This is a genomic window from Thermoflavimicrobium daqui, assembly GCF_003313465.1.
Taxonomy (GTDB): domain Bacteria; phylum Bacillota; class Bacilli; order Thermoactinomycetales; family Thermoactinomycetaceae; genus Thermoflavimicrobium; species Thermoflavimicrobium daqui.
This window is the reverse complement of the sequence record NZ_KZ845685.1, coordinates 1-15,603: the sequence shown is the minus strand read 5'-3', so window position 1 is coordinate 15,603 and position 15,603 is coordinate 1. Positions and strand designations below refer to the sequence as shown.

The following is a 15,603-nucleotide window of genomic DNA, read 5'->3' as shown; positions in this document are numbered from 1 at the left end:
TTTGATTGTTTCACTTGATACATTCCCTGCTGTACTAACGAAGAAAGAGCGTGTCCAAAGACTTGGCAGATGAGACAGGTGTTTAAATTCCTGTCTTAATCGTCTGGAAGTCACTCCTTTCACTCTTGCCATAATATCTGATGGAGAATTAGAGGGAAGACAATTCAAGAACAAATGACAATGATCAGGCATCACTTCCATAGCAAGAATGATCCAATCATTCTCTTGGCAAATTTCTTCTACTAACTGCCTGAATCGCTCTTCCACTCTGTTCACTAACACTTTTCTTCGATAACGTGGGCAGAAAACAAAATGATAGTTAATTAAAGATACAGTTGTTTTCGTTCTTCGATATTCTTGTTCCATATTATTAATTGTATCAGTTTAATGGTCATACTGAAACAATTAAAGATAAAAAAATGTTGCTCTAAGCAATCCCATGAAGGGATTACCGAGCAACACCGTCTTTCATCCCACGATTCAAACCGTGGGATGAAAGACGGCATTTTCTGTAAAAAGGTATCCTTTAATACATTGATAAGCATCTAAGGGGCAGATTCACGTGGATAAAGAATGGGAACTAGTAAAACAATTCCATTCCCGATTTGGAACCCCATATCGGGATAAGCCATCCTTATTGGAAGCAGATCGTGTACACAAACGAGCGAGCTGGCTAATAGAAGAAATTGAAGAGTTCCAAAAAGCGAAGACCATTGAAGATCAAGCTGATGCCATGATCGATACCATCTATTTCGCTTTAGGGACATTGGTAGAGATGGGAGTTCAACCTGATGAACTATTTCAAATTGTCCATCGGGCAAATATGAGCAAGCTTTGGGATGATGGGAAACCGCGTTATCGTTCATCTGATGGGAAAGTTATAAAGCCACCTACATGGGAAGATCCAAAGCCCAAAATGGTTCAAGCGATTATGAAGCAAAAGGAAAAATAATATTGAATCGTTTGCTTAGAAAGTAAACTTAATCATCAGCATGTTAGGGCATTCGAAAACAAAACTAGATCATTCCATAGAACTCTAAGTTCTATGGAATATCTAGGTAAGATTAATAACTATAAAAAAAGGAAGGGCTAATTTATTCTATAGCCTTTCTTTTTTTATAGTTTGTTTTTACTTAAAATTTATTAATTTTTATATGAAAATACTAGTAATTAAATGATTCTACTTGAAATAATTGTATAATTAACGTATTATATATTTCGTTACTCTAATAAAATATGTAAATATGTTTTACTTAATAAAATTTTATGTTTCGAGGTGACTGCACATGGCCAAGTCAACGAATGCGAAGCCCACAAAAAGAAAACTAAGTCTTGCTTGGCAAATATTGATTGGTTTGGTACTAGGGATTATTGTGGGCTATTTTTTACGGGAAAGCCCTAAGTTAGTTGATAATATTTTAACACCGATTGGGGAAGTCTTCCTGCGACTGATTAAAATGATCGTTATTCCCATTGTGATTTCTAGCCTAGTGGTTGGTGTAGCAGGCACAGGAAATATGAAACGACTCGGTCGGCTTGGTGGTAAAACGATATTATACTTTGAAATTATTACTACGATTGCGCTTGTTGTAGGTCTTCTATTAGCGAATGGTTTTCACCCAGGTGCAGGTGTCGATATGAATGCACTGAATAAAAGTGATATTTCGAGTTATGTTGCTACTGAAAAACAAACTCAATCACATGGCATTATAGAAACCTTTGTCAATATTGTTCCAACTAACCTATTTGAATCCTTAGCCAAAGGAGATATGTTAGCAATTATTTTCTTCTCGGTCATGTTCGGAATTGGGGTTGCGGCAATAGGTGAACGAGGTAAGCCTGTCTTGAAATTTTTACAAGGTACAGCTGATGCCATGTTTTACGTGACAAACCTCATTATGAAATTGGCACCGATTGGTGTATTTGCTTTAATCGGAAAAACAGTTGCTCAATTTGGTATCGAATCATTAATTCCTCTTAGTAAATTAGTCATTTTAGTATATGGTGCAATGATTCTTTTTGTCATTTTGGTGTTAGGGATCGTTGCGCGGATAGCGAAAGTGAATATATTCCAATTTTTACGTATTTTAAAAGATGAGCTGATTCTAGCGTACTCCACGGCTAGTTCAGAAACAGTTCTTCCTAAACTAATGGAAAAAATGGAGAAATTCGGCTGTTCAAAAGCGATTACTTCCTTTGTTATTCCTACAGGGTATTCCTTTAATCTTGATGGTTCAACATTATATCAAGCTATTGCTACTATTTTCATTGCTCAGTTATATGGAATTCATCTCCCGATTGAAAAGCAAATTATGATTGTACTGATACTCATGGTCACTTCCAAAGGGATCGCGGGGGTTCCTGGTGTTTCATTTGTAGTATTACTAGCAACACTAGGTTCAGTTGGACTTCCTGCAGAGGGATTAGCCTTTATCGCGGGGATCGATCGAATTCTAGACATGGCACGAACAGCTGTAAACGTTGTAGGAAACTCTTTGGCTGCAGTGGTCATGTCCAAATGGGAAGGTGAGTTTGATAGTCAAAAAGCAGAGAAATATCTATCAGAAATTAAAGCTGCTTAATGATAGAGTATCATCTTAACCAAAAAGAAAGAATTTCATTGTGTCATTGGACCGTATCACACCTCATGTGGTACGGTTTTCTTATTTTGGACTGCCTAAATAAATTGGAGACAAGCGCGAAACAGATCCATGGTTCATAATGTAAATTCGGGCTGACTTTGATTAGAGAAAAAGGTGGTGACACATATGTTTGAAAGTCCATATTCATACCAAGCAGAGATTGATCAACAGCCTCCGCAACCAGGTCGTAGATACCCAGCTCCTCCGCCTAGACCGCCTGTAGGTTTACCTGCAACTCCACCACCAGGACACGGTTATGTCCCAGCAGATCCTCGTTCATTGCGTCGATGTCTCTACCGGCTTGTATTAATTTGGCGTCGTGGTAGTAGAAATCCTTATTGGGCATGGCTTATCGCTGTTAGTAGAAATGTTGTGTCAGGATATCGCTGGAGTCAAAGAAGAAATATCTGGGTATATTTTACAATTAATATCAATGAAATTAGATACTTTCAATGCTATTAATCATAAATAACGATTCAATCTCATATCACCACCAGCGTGGTATGAGTATTTTTTTAGCTATTATCTATTAATTAAAAGTTTTTTGATGGTCTACTTTATAGAATTACAATCAAAATTAGCTAGCTTGCTTACGTATTCTTTTTGGGTAAACGATTTAATACTTTCCCGATACGTCTAATCGCTTCATCTAACATATCTGGTGGAATTTTACCAAAGTTAACTTGAAAGCCAGGGACTGGACTTTCAATTGCAAATGCTTCACCAGGCATTACAAAAACATGCTCGGCGAGGCAACGTTCAAAAAATTGAAATCCATCAAATGGAATAGAAGGATAAACCCAAGTAGAGACACCAACTTCGGGGCATGAAAATCGATATTCTCTAGGCAACCAGCGTTTTAAACTTTGTAGCATAGCATGTCGAGAAAGTTTTAGAGTTGAGCGTAGTTTTTGTAAGTAGTGAGATAGATTGATCTCTTGCCAGAGAAATAAAAGCAAATATTGACTTAAGATAGAAGCGGTTTTATCTAGTAGATATTTGGCATGTACGAAAGTTTCGATATTCTGCTTGGGTATTAATAGATAACCTAAGCGAATGTTTGAATGGATAAGCATATGGTATGAGCTGGTATAAAATACACATACGTCTTCCTGAAGATCCGAGGCTAATGAATATAAACTAATTGGAGGTGTTGGCTGATAATATAGTTCGCCATAAAAATCATCTTCCAATATGATGAAGGAATACTTTTGGGCGAGTTGTAGAACAGCTACTTTTTTATCATACGTCCATGATTCACCTGTAGGATAATGTCCATTGGGCATCGCAAAAAGTAGAGCTAGATTCGACTTCTTTGTAATCTGCTCTAAGTGATTGATATCGATCCCATTCCCATCTTGGCGTACAGTAATGATTTGAGCCCCTTTTGATTGAAATATTTCTTTAATTGGTAAATAGCAAGTTTCAGGAATAGCGACTAGATCACCAGGATTTAATAACTGGTCAGCTATCAACCAAATCGCTTGCTGGCTTCCATTAAAGAGACAGATCGAGGAAAGATCAGCCCATATCCCTCTTTCAACAAGTAATCCTTGAATGTTAGAGCGAAGAGATAATAAGCCAAATGGATCATTTTCATCAACTTGAAAAGCAGCCTCAATCGCTTGTGGACTTATCTCTTTGATCATCTTTAATAATTCAGGATCAAGAGGCTCGGAAATACCGGAAACTGGATATAGACCAGGGCTTTTCCGATAGGCATGGATTGTTTGTAATAAAAGGGAGTGTTTTGGATTCCGATGAGGTGCTACTAAAGTGATTGAGTTAGGAAGATGAGGAGTTACCATCGTACCATGACGAGGGCGGCTCGTGATCCAACCATCCTTTTTCAATTGGTGATAGGTTTTTTGTACAGTTTCTATACTAACATGTAAGGTTTTAGATAGTTCACGAACAGAAGGAAGAGACTGACCGGGCTTAAGTCTCTTGGTTCGGATCGCAAGGACGATTTGTTCTGCTAGTTGCTCTGGTAAAGGAATATGATTAGAACGATCAAGTCGAAAATAAGGAATTGACAACGGTTTTCCTCCTCTTTATAATCATAAAAATTTGTCATCATTGTTCTGTTTCTACTATATTAACAGAACAATGGTGGAATAAAATAGGGGGGAATGGAATGCGTCCATTACGAAGAGCAATGAAAGAAGTAACAGACTCCAAGAGAATTGAACAATTATTAGAAAGAACACGAGTGGGATACTTAGGGTTATACGATGAAGAAGGTACTTATGTTGTCCCCCTTAATTTTGTATGGTGGGATGGGAAAATTTATTTTCACGGTAGTCATGAAGGAAGAAAGATCGATGCATTAAAAAAAGATGAAACATACTGCTTCACGGTGGCAGAAGATTTAGGTACTGTTACAAGTACCATTCCAGCCAAAACCGGTACGGCTTATTTTAGCGTTATGGCTTTTGGGAAGATTGAAAAAGTGGCAAGTTTAGAAGAAGCTACAGATGCTTTAGAGGCGATGTTAAATAAATATGTTCCAGGATATTTCTTAAGTAAGCTATCTCAAACACATGTAGAAAAATATCGCTCAGGAATGGGAAGCCCAACTGTAGTATATAAATTAATCCCAAAACATATTTCAGCAAAAGAGGATCCAGTCCAAGAAGAAAATATGTATTATACAGGGCGAACGCAGATGGATGATTTAAGAAAAAAATAAAAGGAGCAAAGCCTAGATCTACCAATTAGAATCTAGGCTTTTTATGTAATACTATTTTACTTCTACTACAAATACATATGAAGCACTTCCTTGCTCCCATTCAGCAAAAAAGTCATATACATAAACACCTGGGCGATCTGGTAAACCAATAACATTATTTACAACTTGAACTGTTTGAGGCTTATGATCTTTCCAGAGATTTACTCCCAATGAACCCTTTTTAGGAGGACGATGAAATTGAATAGTCAAACGTGATTTTGGTTTAACTGTAGTAGGTTTTAGTTTTTTGGCAATTTCATCGGGAGGAATCGCATCTTGACATACTCCAGCACCACCCTCTGACCAACAAAATGAACCTTGCCGGGTTGTAATTTGTTTGTTATCTACCCTTACTGTAGCTTGAGGTGGTTTGAGTTGTTCGGGTGATGGAGGATTTGGGCATCCAGTAAGGAATAACAAAGTAATCATGATGGGAACTATAATTTTTCGCAATCTCATCTGTCCTTCTCAAAGAAAATTCAAATATAATAGAAATATATTATAATATTTTGTATGAATGAAAAAGCAAATAAGACGGATTACTGACAAATAGACCCAAAAAACCAGTCAATAGTCACTTGAACAAGATCTAAGTCAGTTTGTGCTACTAGTTCATAAATGATTCGATTACTTTTGGGTATGCTCTACCTTGCGTAACCACTTTGTATAAGAAAGCGAGAATAGGATTAATCCCAACCAAATAAAACTAAAGCTAATGAAATGAGTTTTTGTGAATGATTCTTTGTAGAGAAGAACCCCGAGTAAAAGATTAATAGTCGGAGAGAGATATTGCATAATACCAATTATTGATAGTGGAACAACTTTGGCACCCATAGCAAACCATAGAAGTGGCATTGCAGTAATCACGCCTGAACCGATGGCGAGTAATATGAGTGATAGAGGAGATGAAATGAATGATCCTGTCCCTTGATATAATTCAATATAAAGTAAATAGCCGAGGGCAAGAGGAACCATAATGAATGTTTCGAGTGCTAAGCCGGTAATTGCATCTGCATTTACTATTTTTTTGACTAAACCATAAAAGGCGAAGCTTAGTGCTAAACAGAGGGCGATCCAAGGAAATGATCCATAACTGAAAGTCAATACAGCAACACCAATTCCCGCAAAACCAATCGCTACTTTTTGCCATCCATTTAATTGTTCACGAAGTATGATCGTCCCTAAGAAAATACTAATCAGCGGATTAATATAGTAACCTAAACTTGCTTCAATGAGATGTCCGTGATTGACAGCCCAAATATAAATAAACCAATTTACGCTAATTAATACCCCACAAAGAAAAATAAAAAAGAGTCTTTTCTTATCTTTGATAAATTCTTTAAGGTTTTGCCAGCGCTTCTTAAAAATAAGAAGTACACTTACAAAGATAAAAGACCAAAAAATACGATGAGCGAGGATTTCTTGAGATGAATAAGAGTCAAGTAACTTCCAGTAAATTGGGAGAAGCCCCCATGAGGCATAAGCGATAAAAGTGTATAGAATTCCAGATTTCATATCTTTATTGGGTTTTTTCATTCTTTATCCCCCATATTTTGGTAGAGTCAATTTGTTTGAAATATGCAATATAAAGCATATTATATATTGTTTTTATTTACTAATAAATAGATTAGCGAAATAAATAGAAGAGTTATCTTCTTAACACACCACTTAGTGCTCCCTCACATTCTTCCATAGCCTTGATTCTTTCATAGAGTTGCACTCTTGCTGACCCATAAAGGGGAAATTGATCCTATACAAAAACGACTTGCTAAAATTATCGGAATAATATAGGTTTTTGATCGAATATACAATATAGACAAATAATGGTTCAGAAAGGATATTTTAAAGAGTATAATATCTTTATTTATTGATAATCTATTAATTTAGACTGATTTTGGTTTAAATTATTCCTATTTTGTGATATACATCCTTTAGGAGAGGATGTATAATGATTTGGAAATTGATTAAATCTATAAAATCAACACAATCAAACGCAAAGTTCTCTTATAAAAAAGGTTTAGTGAAAGTACAAGTTATTCATGTTCATGATGGGGATACGATCCGAGTTCGCATGCGTGGTGGAAAAGAAGAGAGGGTTCGCTTTTTACTTGTTGATACGCCAGAGTTATCCCATCCCAAAAAGGGAAAACAACCATTTGGGGAGGAAGCGAGGCTGTATGCCCGATACAAAATTTATACAAGTCAAGTGGTTGAGCTCGGCTTTGATCAAGAAGAAAGAGATCATTATGGACGAATGCTTGCGTATGTTTATTGTGATCGACAACTATTACAAGAGGAACTAGTTCGTAGAGGGCTTGCTCGTGTATACTATACCAGGAATCGAAATGAAACTATCGTCAATCGAGTTCGAGAAGCCCAAAACGAAGCGAAAAAAAATAGACGAGGTATCTGGTCATGTGAAGGATATGTAAGTAGAAACGGATATGATCCTCAAGCTTTAGGTTTATTAAAACGACTGTTTTATACATATAGGGGTAAACTATTACGAAGTGTATTTGGCTAAGATAGAATACCTTATTAATGATTGTTATCTTTTTCATCTCTTAGACTTGATTGCGATACTTTACAAATAATTATTCACTCATGACATTATTAGAGCTTTTGAATATACAACTTATTCGTCTCTTTTCCAGCAGAAAAGATGGCCATCAGTAGATCCGATGGCCATCTTTTGTACTTATTATTAGCTCTTATTGAAAGGGACTACTATGGTCGATTGAGGGAGCCACAGTATTATTTGGTGCTTCTCTTGACTATTACGATCGCAGACGTAGTCGCTGGATATATTGTAATCAGTTGTAGTTCGTTATCCTGACCTTACCATCTTTTGGTTAAACCTACATTGATAAACGGGGATATCTACAAACCCTTGAATAGAGGGTTGACGGAGGGAATGTCCTTCTGTCCATTCGGCATATCTAATTTTGGCTACCAGTGTTGGTTGAACCCAGTAAGCATCTGAATTTCTTGCTGGTTTGTTAATAAAGGGCCTTTCTTTGATCTGTGTTGGTTTTAGTTTTGCCGTAAGCTCACTCCAATCCTGATGGGACAACTTTCCTGTCCCAGTATGACCAATATACCAAAGTTCTCCTTCATCATTATAAAGTCCTAATAGAATAGCATTAATTATTCCATCTTTTAGGGTAAAACCACCTATAGCTGCATTTAAATCCCTGTAATTTTTAATCTTCAGCCAGAGATCGTTTTTTTTCCCAATTAGGTAAGGAGAATCTACTTTTTTCATAACAATTCCTTCCATGTCATGTTCCTGTATGACGGTAAATAATGCTTGACCATCATCATGAGAAGAAATCAGCTGAATTTGATTATTTGGTTTTATGATCTGGGAAAGAATTTCAATACGCTCACCCAAAGAGTATTGATTTAACCATTGTCCATTTCTAAAGATAACATCGAAAATCATATATGTAACAGGTATTTTTCTTTGAATTTGAGCAACCTTTTCCATACGCCGGATTCCGTCTCTTCGCATAACTTCATGAAAAGACGGCTTCCCGTCTGCACCAAGAGCAATCATTTCACCATCTAGAATCACAGAGTCCGCATTACAGTATGATTGAATATCTATGATCTCTGGATAATGAAAAGTACGTTCATTTCGTTTTCTGTTGAATAAACTAACTTTCTGACCATCATAGTAAGTTAAAATTCGAACTCCATCCCACTTAACTTGGGCAATCCATTCCTTTCCTTCGGGAATCAATGGGCTGCTTTTTGGTTCCATGGGGATAATAGGATTCATGATTCACCTCAAAACAAAGTTTATGACAAACGTGATTTTTCTTTTCAGGTTAGTGACTTTCACTTGATTTTTATCTTATGAAATGAAAAGAAAAATCACCACATAGCTATAACTCATCATCTTATTTTGCCCAAGATATAAAATAAAATGGACTCAGATTTTAACATTGAGTCCGTTTTTAGTCGAATAAAGAGCTTGAGTACTTAAATGGATCGATTATCTGCTTTGCTTGCGTTGGCTCTTGCTAAATCTTTCAATCGTAAAGCTCATTCAATCGAAACTTGTTTAGAGATCGGTCATGGAGAGTGGGATTGGATTGACTCCTTCCCCTCTGACGATCACCCAATGAATCCTTTCTAAGGAGATGTGTATAAACAGATTTAGAATGATGGCGATACCTAAGTAAACTTAATATAAAGGGGTGTTAAGTAAAAGAAGAGCTTCTCTTACCCTTTAGTGGGAAGAGAAGCTCTCGTTGGATAAGAAAAAATCATTCGTTGGAGGTTTATTTTGAGATGAGGATAGGGTGGATATCTTGACACATAATAAGTATAGGCTGTGTTAAAGACCATGATTGATATTTACATAGATACTATAGATCCATTCAAATTACCATCCAAAAAAGAAAAATGGATATGGTCGAAAGAAGAAAAATGGGAAGAAGAAAGGAGGGACTATATTAATATCTGCATGAGGATTTTCTTGGTGTACATGGTATTGAGATGGATCAGGGTAGTGATAAGGATAAGCATGGTTTAAGTAATTTGGAGATTCCATCTTTTTTCACCTCGGTTTGTCGTTTTGTCAATTTACTGTATGCAGTTTTGATTGATTTGGACATATGTCATACCCAAAATGGGCTCGACAAGGAGGAAATATGATGAAATCAGACTTTCGTTTGGTTTCCATAGAAGGGCATGAGTTGAAAATTACTCGTCCAGAGAAGTTTCTTTTTCCTGATCAAAGAATTTCTAAGTGGGACTATATTTTAGCTTGTATAAGGCTCGCCCCTTTTTTACTTCCTTATTGTCAACATCGTTTTTTAACAACGATTCGTTATCCAGATGGGATAGATAAAGATTCATTTTATCAAAAAAATGCCCCTCCATATCGTCCGGAATGGGTAGAGACGCGGTCTGATGGAGAAGTAGATTATATCTTACTAAATAATGTATCAACATTAATCTGGTTGGCGAATTTGGCATGTATGGAATTCCATGTCTCCTTTAATTTATCTACGCATCCTCAAACACCAACAGAGTTGGTGTTTGATTTAGATCCAAGTAGTCCGGAATTTGAGCGAGTTGTTGAGGTTGCTTTTTATACGAGAGAAGCTTTACAACAAATTGGATTAGATGGGGTTATCAAAACATCAGGTGCAAGCGGTTTACAAATTTATGTACCCATTGAGCCGATTTATACTTATGAAGAAACAAGGAAGGTCAGTTATTTTATCGCTCAATATTTAGTAGAACGCTATCCAAAACTGATTACAATTGAACGACGAGTGGAGAGACGCGGTAAAAAAGTATACTTTGATTACCTTCAACATTGGTATAAAAAAACACTGATTGCTCCATACTCGCCGCGAGCGGTCAAGGAGGCTACTGTTTCAACCCCTCTGTCTTGGGAAGAATTACATCATCTTTCTTCCCCGAAATCGTTTAATCTCTTGACGATTCAAGACCGATTGGATAAGCTAGGAGATTTATTTTTGCCGTTACGTCAAGGAACACGTTATAACCTTGATCCAATTCTCACCTTTGTACAAAAACACTTGTCAGGGCAATAGATTTACGATATGTTAATCGCATCGAGTAAGTTATATCAAGTATTTAGAGCAAGATGTTTCAAAGTAAGATCGACTTCATAAACAATCGGTTTTTTAGATAGTACCTCAATTGAATAGAAAGAAAAGAGGGAGAGTTATTATGAAACAAATTTTTATCAATGCGTTTATTATTGCGATGACTGAGGGAGAGAAACCTTTTAAAGGCGCTTTAGGTGTAGAGAACAAGATAATTTCTTATGTGGGACCCGTACCGACTGATGAAATACTTCATACATATGATCAAGTGATCGATATGGATGGTAAAGCGATTTTACCTGGATTTGTGAATACACATGGTCATGCAGCGATGTCATTATTACGCGGATATGCGGATGATTTACCATTAAAAACATGGCTAGAAGAAAAAATGTGGCCTTTAGAAGCAAAATTTACTTCTGAACAAGTTCGTGCAGGAACTGCCTTGTCCGTTTTAGAAATGATACAGTCTGGAACAACTTGCTTTTTAGATATGTATGATCATATGGATCAAGTAGCTGAAGTAGTCATTGAATCCGGAATTCGTGGAAGTTTGTGTCGTGGAGCGATTGGTTTTGGGAGCGAAGAACTAAGACAAAGTAAACTAAAAGAAGCGACTGAGTTTGCAAAAACTTGGCACCAAGCTGCAGATGGTCGGATTACAACGATGTTATCTCCCCATTCTCCTTATACATGTTCACCCAACTTTATTCGTCAATTTATAGAGAAGGCGGTTGAGTTAAATTTACCTGTTCATACGCATATGTCTGAGACGGCTGCTGAAGTACAGCAAAATGTAGATGAATATGGTGTACGTCCCGTCGAACATTTACGTAACTTAGGTTTCTTTGATATACCATCATTAGTTGCACATGCAGTTCATTTGACAGAAGAAGAAATCGATATTTTGGCGGAATATGATGTAAAAGTGGCACACAACCCAGGAAGCAATTTAAAGTTAGGTAGTGGGATTGCCCCTATTCCACAAATGTTAAAGAAAGGAATACGTCCTGGACTTGCAACAGACGGAGCTGCCAGTAATAATAATTTGGATATGCTAGAAGAGATTCAATTGGCTGCTTTATTACATAAAGGGGTTCATCAAGATCCAGAAGCAGTACCAGCGGATGTTGCTTTACGTATGGGGACTATTTTTGGAGCAGAGGCGTTGTTTTTGGAAAAGGAAATCGGAACTTTAGAAGTTGGGAAAAAAGCCGACTTTATTACTTTTGATTTAAGTGGCCCACACATGTATCCACAACACGATATCGTTTCTCATATTGTTTATTCGGCTTCACGCGCTGATATTCAAGATGTATATGTGGATGGAAAAGCAATTATGCTAGGACGTAAATGTCTCACTTTAGATGAAGAGAAAATTCGTTTTGAAGCTGTTAAGGCGTTTGAAGCAATTGCACCATAAAAGAAACCTGCCTAATTTTTAGGCAGGTGGAAATGATTGGCGGAAGGTATAGGCAGGAGTTTTGTAGTTAAAATATTACTAAACTAAACTTTCATATTGATTCCGACATGAAAGCGGATAGGGAGTTCCTCGTTTGTCGGAAACCAGTCACGCTGACGGGATGCAGGTGCTACCCATGATTCAGTGTGTAAAAAAGAGTTCATCTGTTTTAGTTCATCCGTTGAACAATGGAGCTTAATCAGTTCTTCAATCCATTGGGGAGAAGACAAACTAACTCACCTCCCTTGTAACGTATCTTTAGTATCACCGAATCACGATGGGATATGTTTAGTACATTTTTCTCCTACGCCCATGGAAAATGGGCGTTTTTTCTTTGTATAAGTGCTAAAGCCTCCACTTTGTTCGTAATATTAAGACAAAGAAGGAGGGGTACTATGTACTTACGATTAATCATTTATGTTTATATTCTAACTCTTTTAGTAGGATGTGAATCTTTACTAACAAAAGATATAAAACCAAATGTAAAACAGGAATGGGGACAAATGCTAAAGAAAAAGATGGAGCAGATGCATTATCCTTTTCGCATTCAAGCAAAGCAGGATCGTTTTATAGGGAAAGCAAGTAAAGAAGATTGGTACGTAAAAAAAATAGGATCACCCAAAATTCAAATTGAAAAAAAAGGAAAACAAATTACTATTTATAAAGACCGAGAAAGTGAAGTGTTAAATGAAGAACAGTTAGGTATAGTATCGCCAAGAGATCATCTGTTATTAATGGAAGAAGTAGGGGAGATTCAGCATAAAAGTGTACATAATATTTCTTGGGAAAAGAAAATGGCACGACAGGTAAGAGTAGATATTGATGAGAAAAAATTATCGCAAAAGATCAAAAAGAGATTCTCATCTGACCAACATACGCAATTTTTCCCCAAGCTATCAGATCAGGTTCGAGTAGTATATCATTTGATATATCTAATTGATACACAGACATTAAAACAAATGAAAATACATATTCAGCCTAAAAATGGTATGAAACAAGAAATTATCTACTCTTTTTAGAACTTTAGATCGTATCTGCCCGAATTTTCCTTTTCTATTTGAATTAATCTGCTGTTTTTATGATATTGCAAAAGAAAATATAAGGGGAATTGAGACAGAGCAAATCTGTCTTTTTTCTTTCCATTTATTCACTAACAGCTTGGTATATATACTATGATATACTTTACGATATAAAAATTTTATATTGAAAGGAGGCGTGGCAACAGGAAATGCGTATACGATTAGCAGTTACGAGCTTATTTGTCACGCTATTGATATTATTTGGCGCTTTTTACGCTTATCAAGCCTTTTATATAGAGAATTCTATTAAACATGCTGTTTTACAAACTTCACATATTTCTATTGAGAAATTGGATGTAAATAAGCAAGAAGTTCATCTAGAATTAAAAGCCGATAACCAGTTTTCTTTTGAAAAGAACTATACCTCATTGTACCAACAAATTAAAACACTCTCTGGTAACCGTAAAGTGATAATGGATTTTGTAGATCAACCTAGCCCAGAAATCTGAAAAGGTTGGGAAAAAATGAGTTTTGGAGTTCGCGAGGGATTAGTGCAAAAACGTTATACTCAAGTACAAAAAACGATTGAAAGTATTGCTCCTCAATATCAAATGAAGTACAAATTAACGATGGATGACTCATTCTTATATATTGTCTTATACAAACAAAATCACTCTTTCATCCAAATATTACCCCTTGAACAACCAGCATATCAAATGAATCAAAAAATGAGTGGGGTGAAAGTGAATGATTAAAGAAATAGCCATTGGTGTTAGTATGGCAGCTTTTATTTTTAGCATCTTTTTGGGAATTGATCCTTTTCCTTTATTGGTACTTGCTGTTATAGCGATTGCTCTATACTATTTTTCCACTCGCTCTACCAATTGGAAATGGAGTTCATTAAATCCGCGTCCTTCAAAAGAATCGATTCCTAATATCACATTTGAAGAAATTGGAGGACAAGATCAAGCTAAAAAAGAATTAAAAGAAGCGATCGATTTTCTAATCCATCGAGATCAAATCCAACAATACGGAATCCGTCCATTAAAGGGAATTTTATTGTCAGGCCCTCCAGGCACAGGGAAAACTTTAATGGCTAAGGCCGCAGCTCATTATACGAACTCTATATTTGTTAGTGCTTCAGGAAGTGAATTTGTAGAAAAATATGTAGGAATTGGAGCACAACGAATTCGTGATCTATTTCAACGATCAAAGCAGTTAGCCCAAAAAAGTAAAAAATCAAGTGCCATTGTTTTTATTGATGAAATTGATGTGATTGGTGGGAAAAGAGAAGGATCACAGCATAAAGAATATGATCAAACGTTAAATCAATTATTAACGGAGATGGATGGAATCACAAATGATCCAGATATATTTATTTTGGTTATAGCTGCAACGAATCGGAAGGATATGCTTGATCAAGCGTTACTTCGACCTGGTCGTTTTGATCGACATATCGGAGTTGAATTACCTAATAAAAAAGCGAGAAAGCAAATTCTACAGCTTCATTGTAAAAATAAGCCTCTTGCAGGAAATGTAGATTTAGAGCAAATTGCTAAAGAAACATTTGGCTTTTCAGGAGCTCAGTTAGAGAGTTTAACAAATGAAGCAGCAATTTATGCTTTACGTGAAAAGAAAGAGGAAATCGAACAAGATCATTTTTCCAAAGCTGTGGATAAAGTGATAATGGGAGAAAAAACGGATTTTGAAGCAACAAAAGAAGAAAAAGAAAGAGTAGCGATTCATGAGATTGGTCATGCGATCATCGCTGAATATGTTCGACCGGGCTCAGTGTCCCAAGTTTCTCTTTCGCCACGAGGTCAAGCATTAGGTTATGTACGTCATTATCCAGAACAAGATCAGTATCTTTATACACGTGATCATATTGAAGGACAAATTATGATTTGTCTCAGCTTGTCGACAAAGTTCATTTTTGAACAGGTCGACAAGCTTTTTTTGTCGAATAAAGAAAGAAAGAAGAAAGTTATAAATGGGGGATGTTTTGTGTTAACCAAACGAGGAGAAAATGGTCGACATCAGATGGAGATTATAGCATTAGATGATTTGGTACCTGCGGACCATTTGGTCCGCAAAATCGAAGAAAGCATCAATTTTGACTTTATCTATGATCTTGTTGAAGACTATTACTGCTTGGATA

17 protein-coding genes and 2 pseudogenes are annotated in these 15,603 nt (G+C 36.3%); 13 read left to right on the top strand and 6 right to left on the bottom strand.

Translation table 11 applies throughout. The features are described from left to right. Positions 1-366: IS200/IS605 family transposase (tnpA, locus tag DL897_RS17635; protein WP_113660115.1), on the bottom strand; the 366-nt coding region annotated here is incomplete at its 3' end. A 196-nt stretch (positions 367-562) separates the two neighbouring features. On the opposite strand from tnpA, the gene DL897_RS17630 reads away from it, so the two are divergent. From DL897_RS17630 to DL897_RS17620, 3 genes are all read left to right on the top strand, one after another. Beyond that, the gene (locus DL897_RS17630) at positions 563-952 is read left to right on the top strand and encodes a pyrophosphohydrolase domain-containing protein (protein ID WP_240627495.1); all 390 of its coding nucleotides are present in this window, start codon (positions 563-565) and stop codon (positions 950-952) included. Positions 953-1,286: 334 nt separating this feature from the next. Next, positions 1,287-2,582: a glutamate/aspartate:proton symporter GltP gene (gene gltP / locus DL897_RS17625; RefSeq protein WP_113660427.1), complete on the top strand. Its 1,296-nt coding sequence runs from the start codon at positions 1,287-1,289 to the stop codon at positions 2,580-2,582. Between the two features lie 186 nt (positions 2,583-2,768). Continuing rightward, a complete protein-coding gene (locus tag DL897_RS17620) occupies positions 2,769-3,104 on the top strand; it encodes a hypothetical protein (RefSeq protein ID WP_113660426.1) in 336 nt (111 codons plus the stop codon). 128 nt (positions 3,105-3,232) lie between these two features. Here the strand turns inward: DL897_RS17620 and DL897_RS17615 are convergent, their stop codons facing one another. Next, positions 3,233-4,681, bottom strand: coding sequence for an aminotransferase-like domain-containing protein (locus DL897_RS17615; RefSeq protein WP_113660425.1), 1,449 nt, complete (start codon positions 4,679-4,681; stop codon positions 3,233-3,235). A 98-nt stretch (positions 4,682-4,779) separates the two neighbouring features. Between DL897_RS17615 and DL897_RS17610 the strand changes: the two genes are divergently transcribed. After that, entirely contained in the window at positions 4,780-5,334 is a 555-nt protein-coding gene (locus DL897_RS17610; protein ID WP_113660424.1) for a pyridoxamine 5'-phosphate oxidase family protein, read from the top strand. Between the two features lie 51 nt (positions 5,335-5,385). Here DL897_RS17610 and DL897_RS17605 read toward each other — a convergent pair whose 3' ends face one another. Further along, a complete protein-coding gene (locus tag DL897_RS17605; RefSeq protein ID WP_113660423.1) occupies positions 5,386-5,826 on the bottom strand; it encodes a hypothetical protein in 441 nt (146 codons plus the stop codon). Positions 5,827-6,000: 174 nt separating this feature from the next. After that, positions 6,001-6,909: an EamA family transporter RarD gene (gene rarD / locus DL897_RS17600; protein WP_113660422.1), complete on the bottom strand. Its 909-nt coding sequence runs from the start codon at positions 6,907-6,909 to the stop codon at positions 6,001-6,003. A 412-nt stretch (positions 6,910-7,321) separates the two neighbouring features. On the opposite strand from rarD, the gene DL897_RS17595 reads away from it, so the two are divergent. After that, positions 7,322-7,897: a thermonuclease family protein gene (locus tag DL897_RS17595; protein ID WP_113660421.1), complete on the top strand. Its 576-nt coding sequence runs from the start codon at positions 7,322-7,324 to the stop codon at positions 7,895-7,897. Positions 7,898-8,200: 303 nt separating this feature from the next. Here the strand turns inward: DL897_RS17595 and DL897_RS17590 are convergent, their stop codons facing one another. Continuing rightward, the gene (locus DL897_RS17590) at positions 8,201-9,157 is read right to left on the bottom strand and encodes an ATP-dependent DNA ligase (RefSeq protein ID WP_113660420.1); all 957 of its coding nucleotides are present in this window, start codon (positions 9,155-9,157) and stop codon (positions 8,201-8,203) included. A gap of 207 nt (positions 9,158-9,364) precedes the next feature. Here DL897_RS17590 and DL897_RS18420 point away from each other — a divergent pair, with 207 nt between their 5' ends. The 3 genes from DL897_RS18420 to DL897_RS17580 all read left to right on the top strand — a co-directional run bounded on the left by DL897_RS18420 (position 9,365) and on the right by DL897_RS17580 (position 12,387). Then, complete coding sequence (locus DL897_RS18420) at positions 9,365-9,517, top strand: hypothetical protein (protein ID WP_168188871.1); 153 nt, start codon at positions 9,365-9,367, stop codon at positions 9,515-9,517. A 520-nt stretch (positions 9,518-10,037) separates the two neighbouring features. Beyond that, a complete protein-coding gene (gene ligD / locus DL897_RS17585; protein WP_240627494.1) occupies positions 10,038-10,949 on the top strand; it encodes a non-homologous end-joining DNA ligase in 912 nt (303 codons plus the stop codon). Between the two features lie 136 nt (positions 10,950-11,085). Continuing rightward, positions 11,086-12,387, top strand: coding sequence for an amidohydrolase (locus DL897_RS17580; protein WP_113660429.1), 1,302 nt, complete (start codon positions 11,086-11,088; stop codon positions 12,385-12,387). A gap of 83 nt (positions 12,388-12,470) precedes the next feature. On the opposite strand, the gene DL897_RS17575 is transcribed toward DL897_RS17580, so the two are convergent. Further along, positions 12,471-12,656 (bottom strand): hypothetical protein, encoded by a 186-nt coding sequence (locus DL897_RS17575; RefSeq protein WP_113660418.1) that lies wholly within the window; start codon positions 12,654-12,656, stop codon positions 12,471-12,473. A 165-nt stretch (positions 12,657-12,821) separates the two neighbouring features. On the opposite strand from DL897_RS17575, the gene DL897_RS17570 reads away from it, so the two are divergent. From DL897_RS17570 to DL897_RS18765, 5 genes and pseudogenes are all read left to right on the top strand, one after another. Beyond that, positions 12,822-13,445 carry a hypothetical protein gene (locus DL897_RS17570; protein WP_113660417.1) on the top strand — a complete coding sequence of 208 codons (624 nt, stop codon included), beginning with the start codon at positions 12,822-12,824 and terminating at the stop codon, positions 13,443-13,445. Positions 13,446-13,654: 209 nt separating this feature from the next. Beyond that, complete coding sequence (locus DL897_RS17565) at positions 13,655-13,954, top strand: hypothetical protein (RefSeq protein WP_113660416.1); 300 nt, start codon at positions 13,655-13,657, stop codon at positions 13,952-13,954. Between the two features lie 15 nt (positions 13,955-13,969). After that, positions 13,970-14,200 carry a hypothetical protein gene (locus tag DL897_RS17560; RefSeq protein ID WP_113660415.1) on the top strand — a complete coding sequence of 77 codons (231 nt, stop codon included), beginning with the start codon at positions 13,970-13,972 and terminating at the stop codon, positions 14,198-14,200. Continuing rightward, positions 14,193-15,359: pseudogene (locus DL897_RS17555) on the top strand (AAA family ATPase); the annotation flags it as partial. The gene DL897_RS17560 and the pseudogene DL897_RS17555, both read left to right, overlap by 8 nt. Positions 15,360-15,449: 90 nt before the next feature. Continuing rightward, positions 15,450-15,603: pseudogene (locus tag DL897_RS18765) on the top strand (IS5/IS1182 family transposase); the annotation flags it as partial.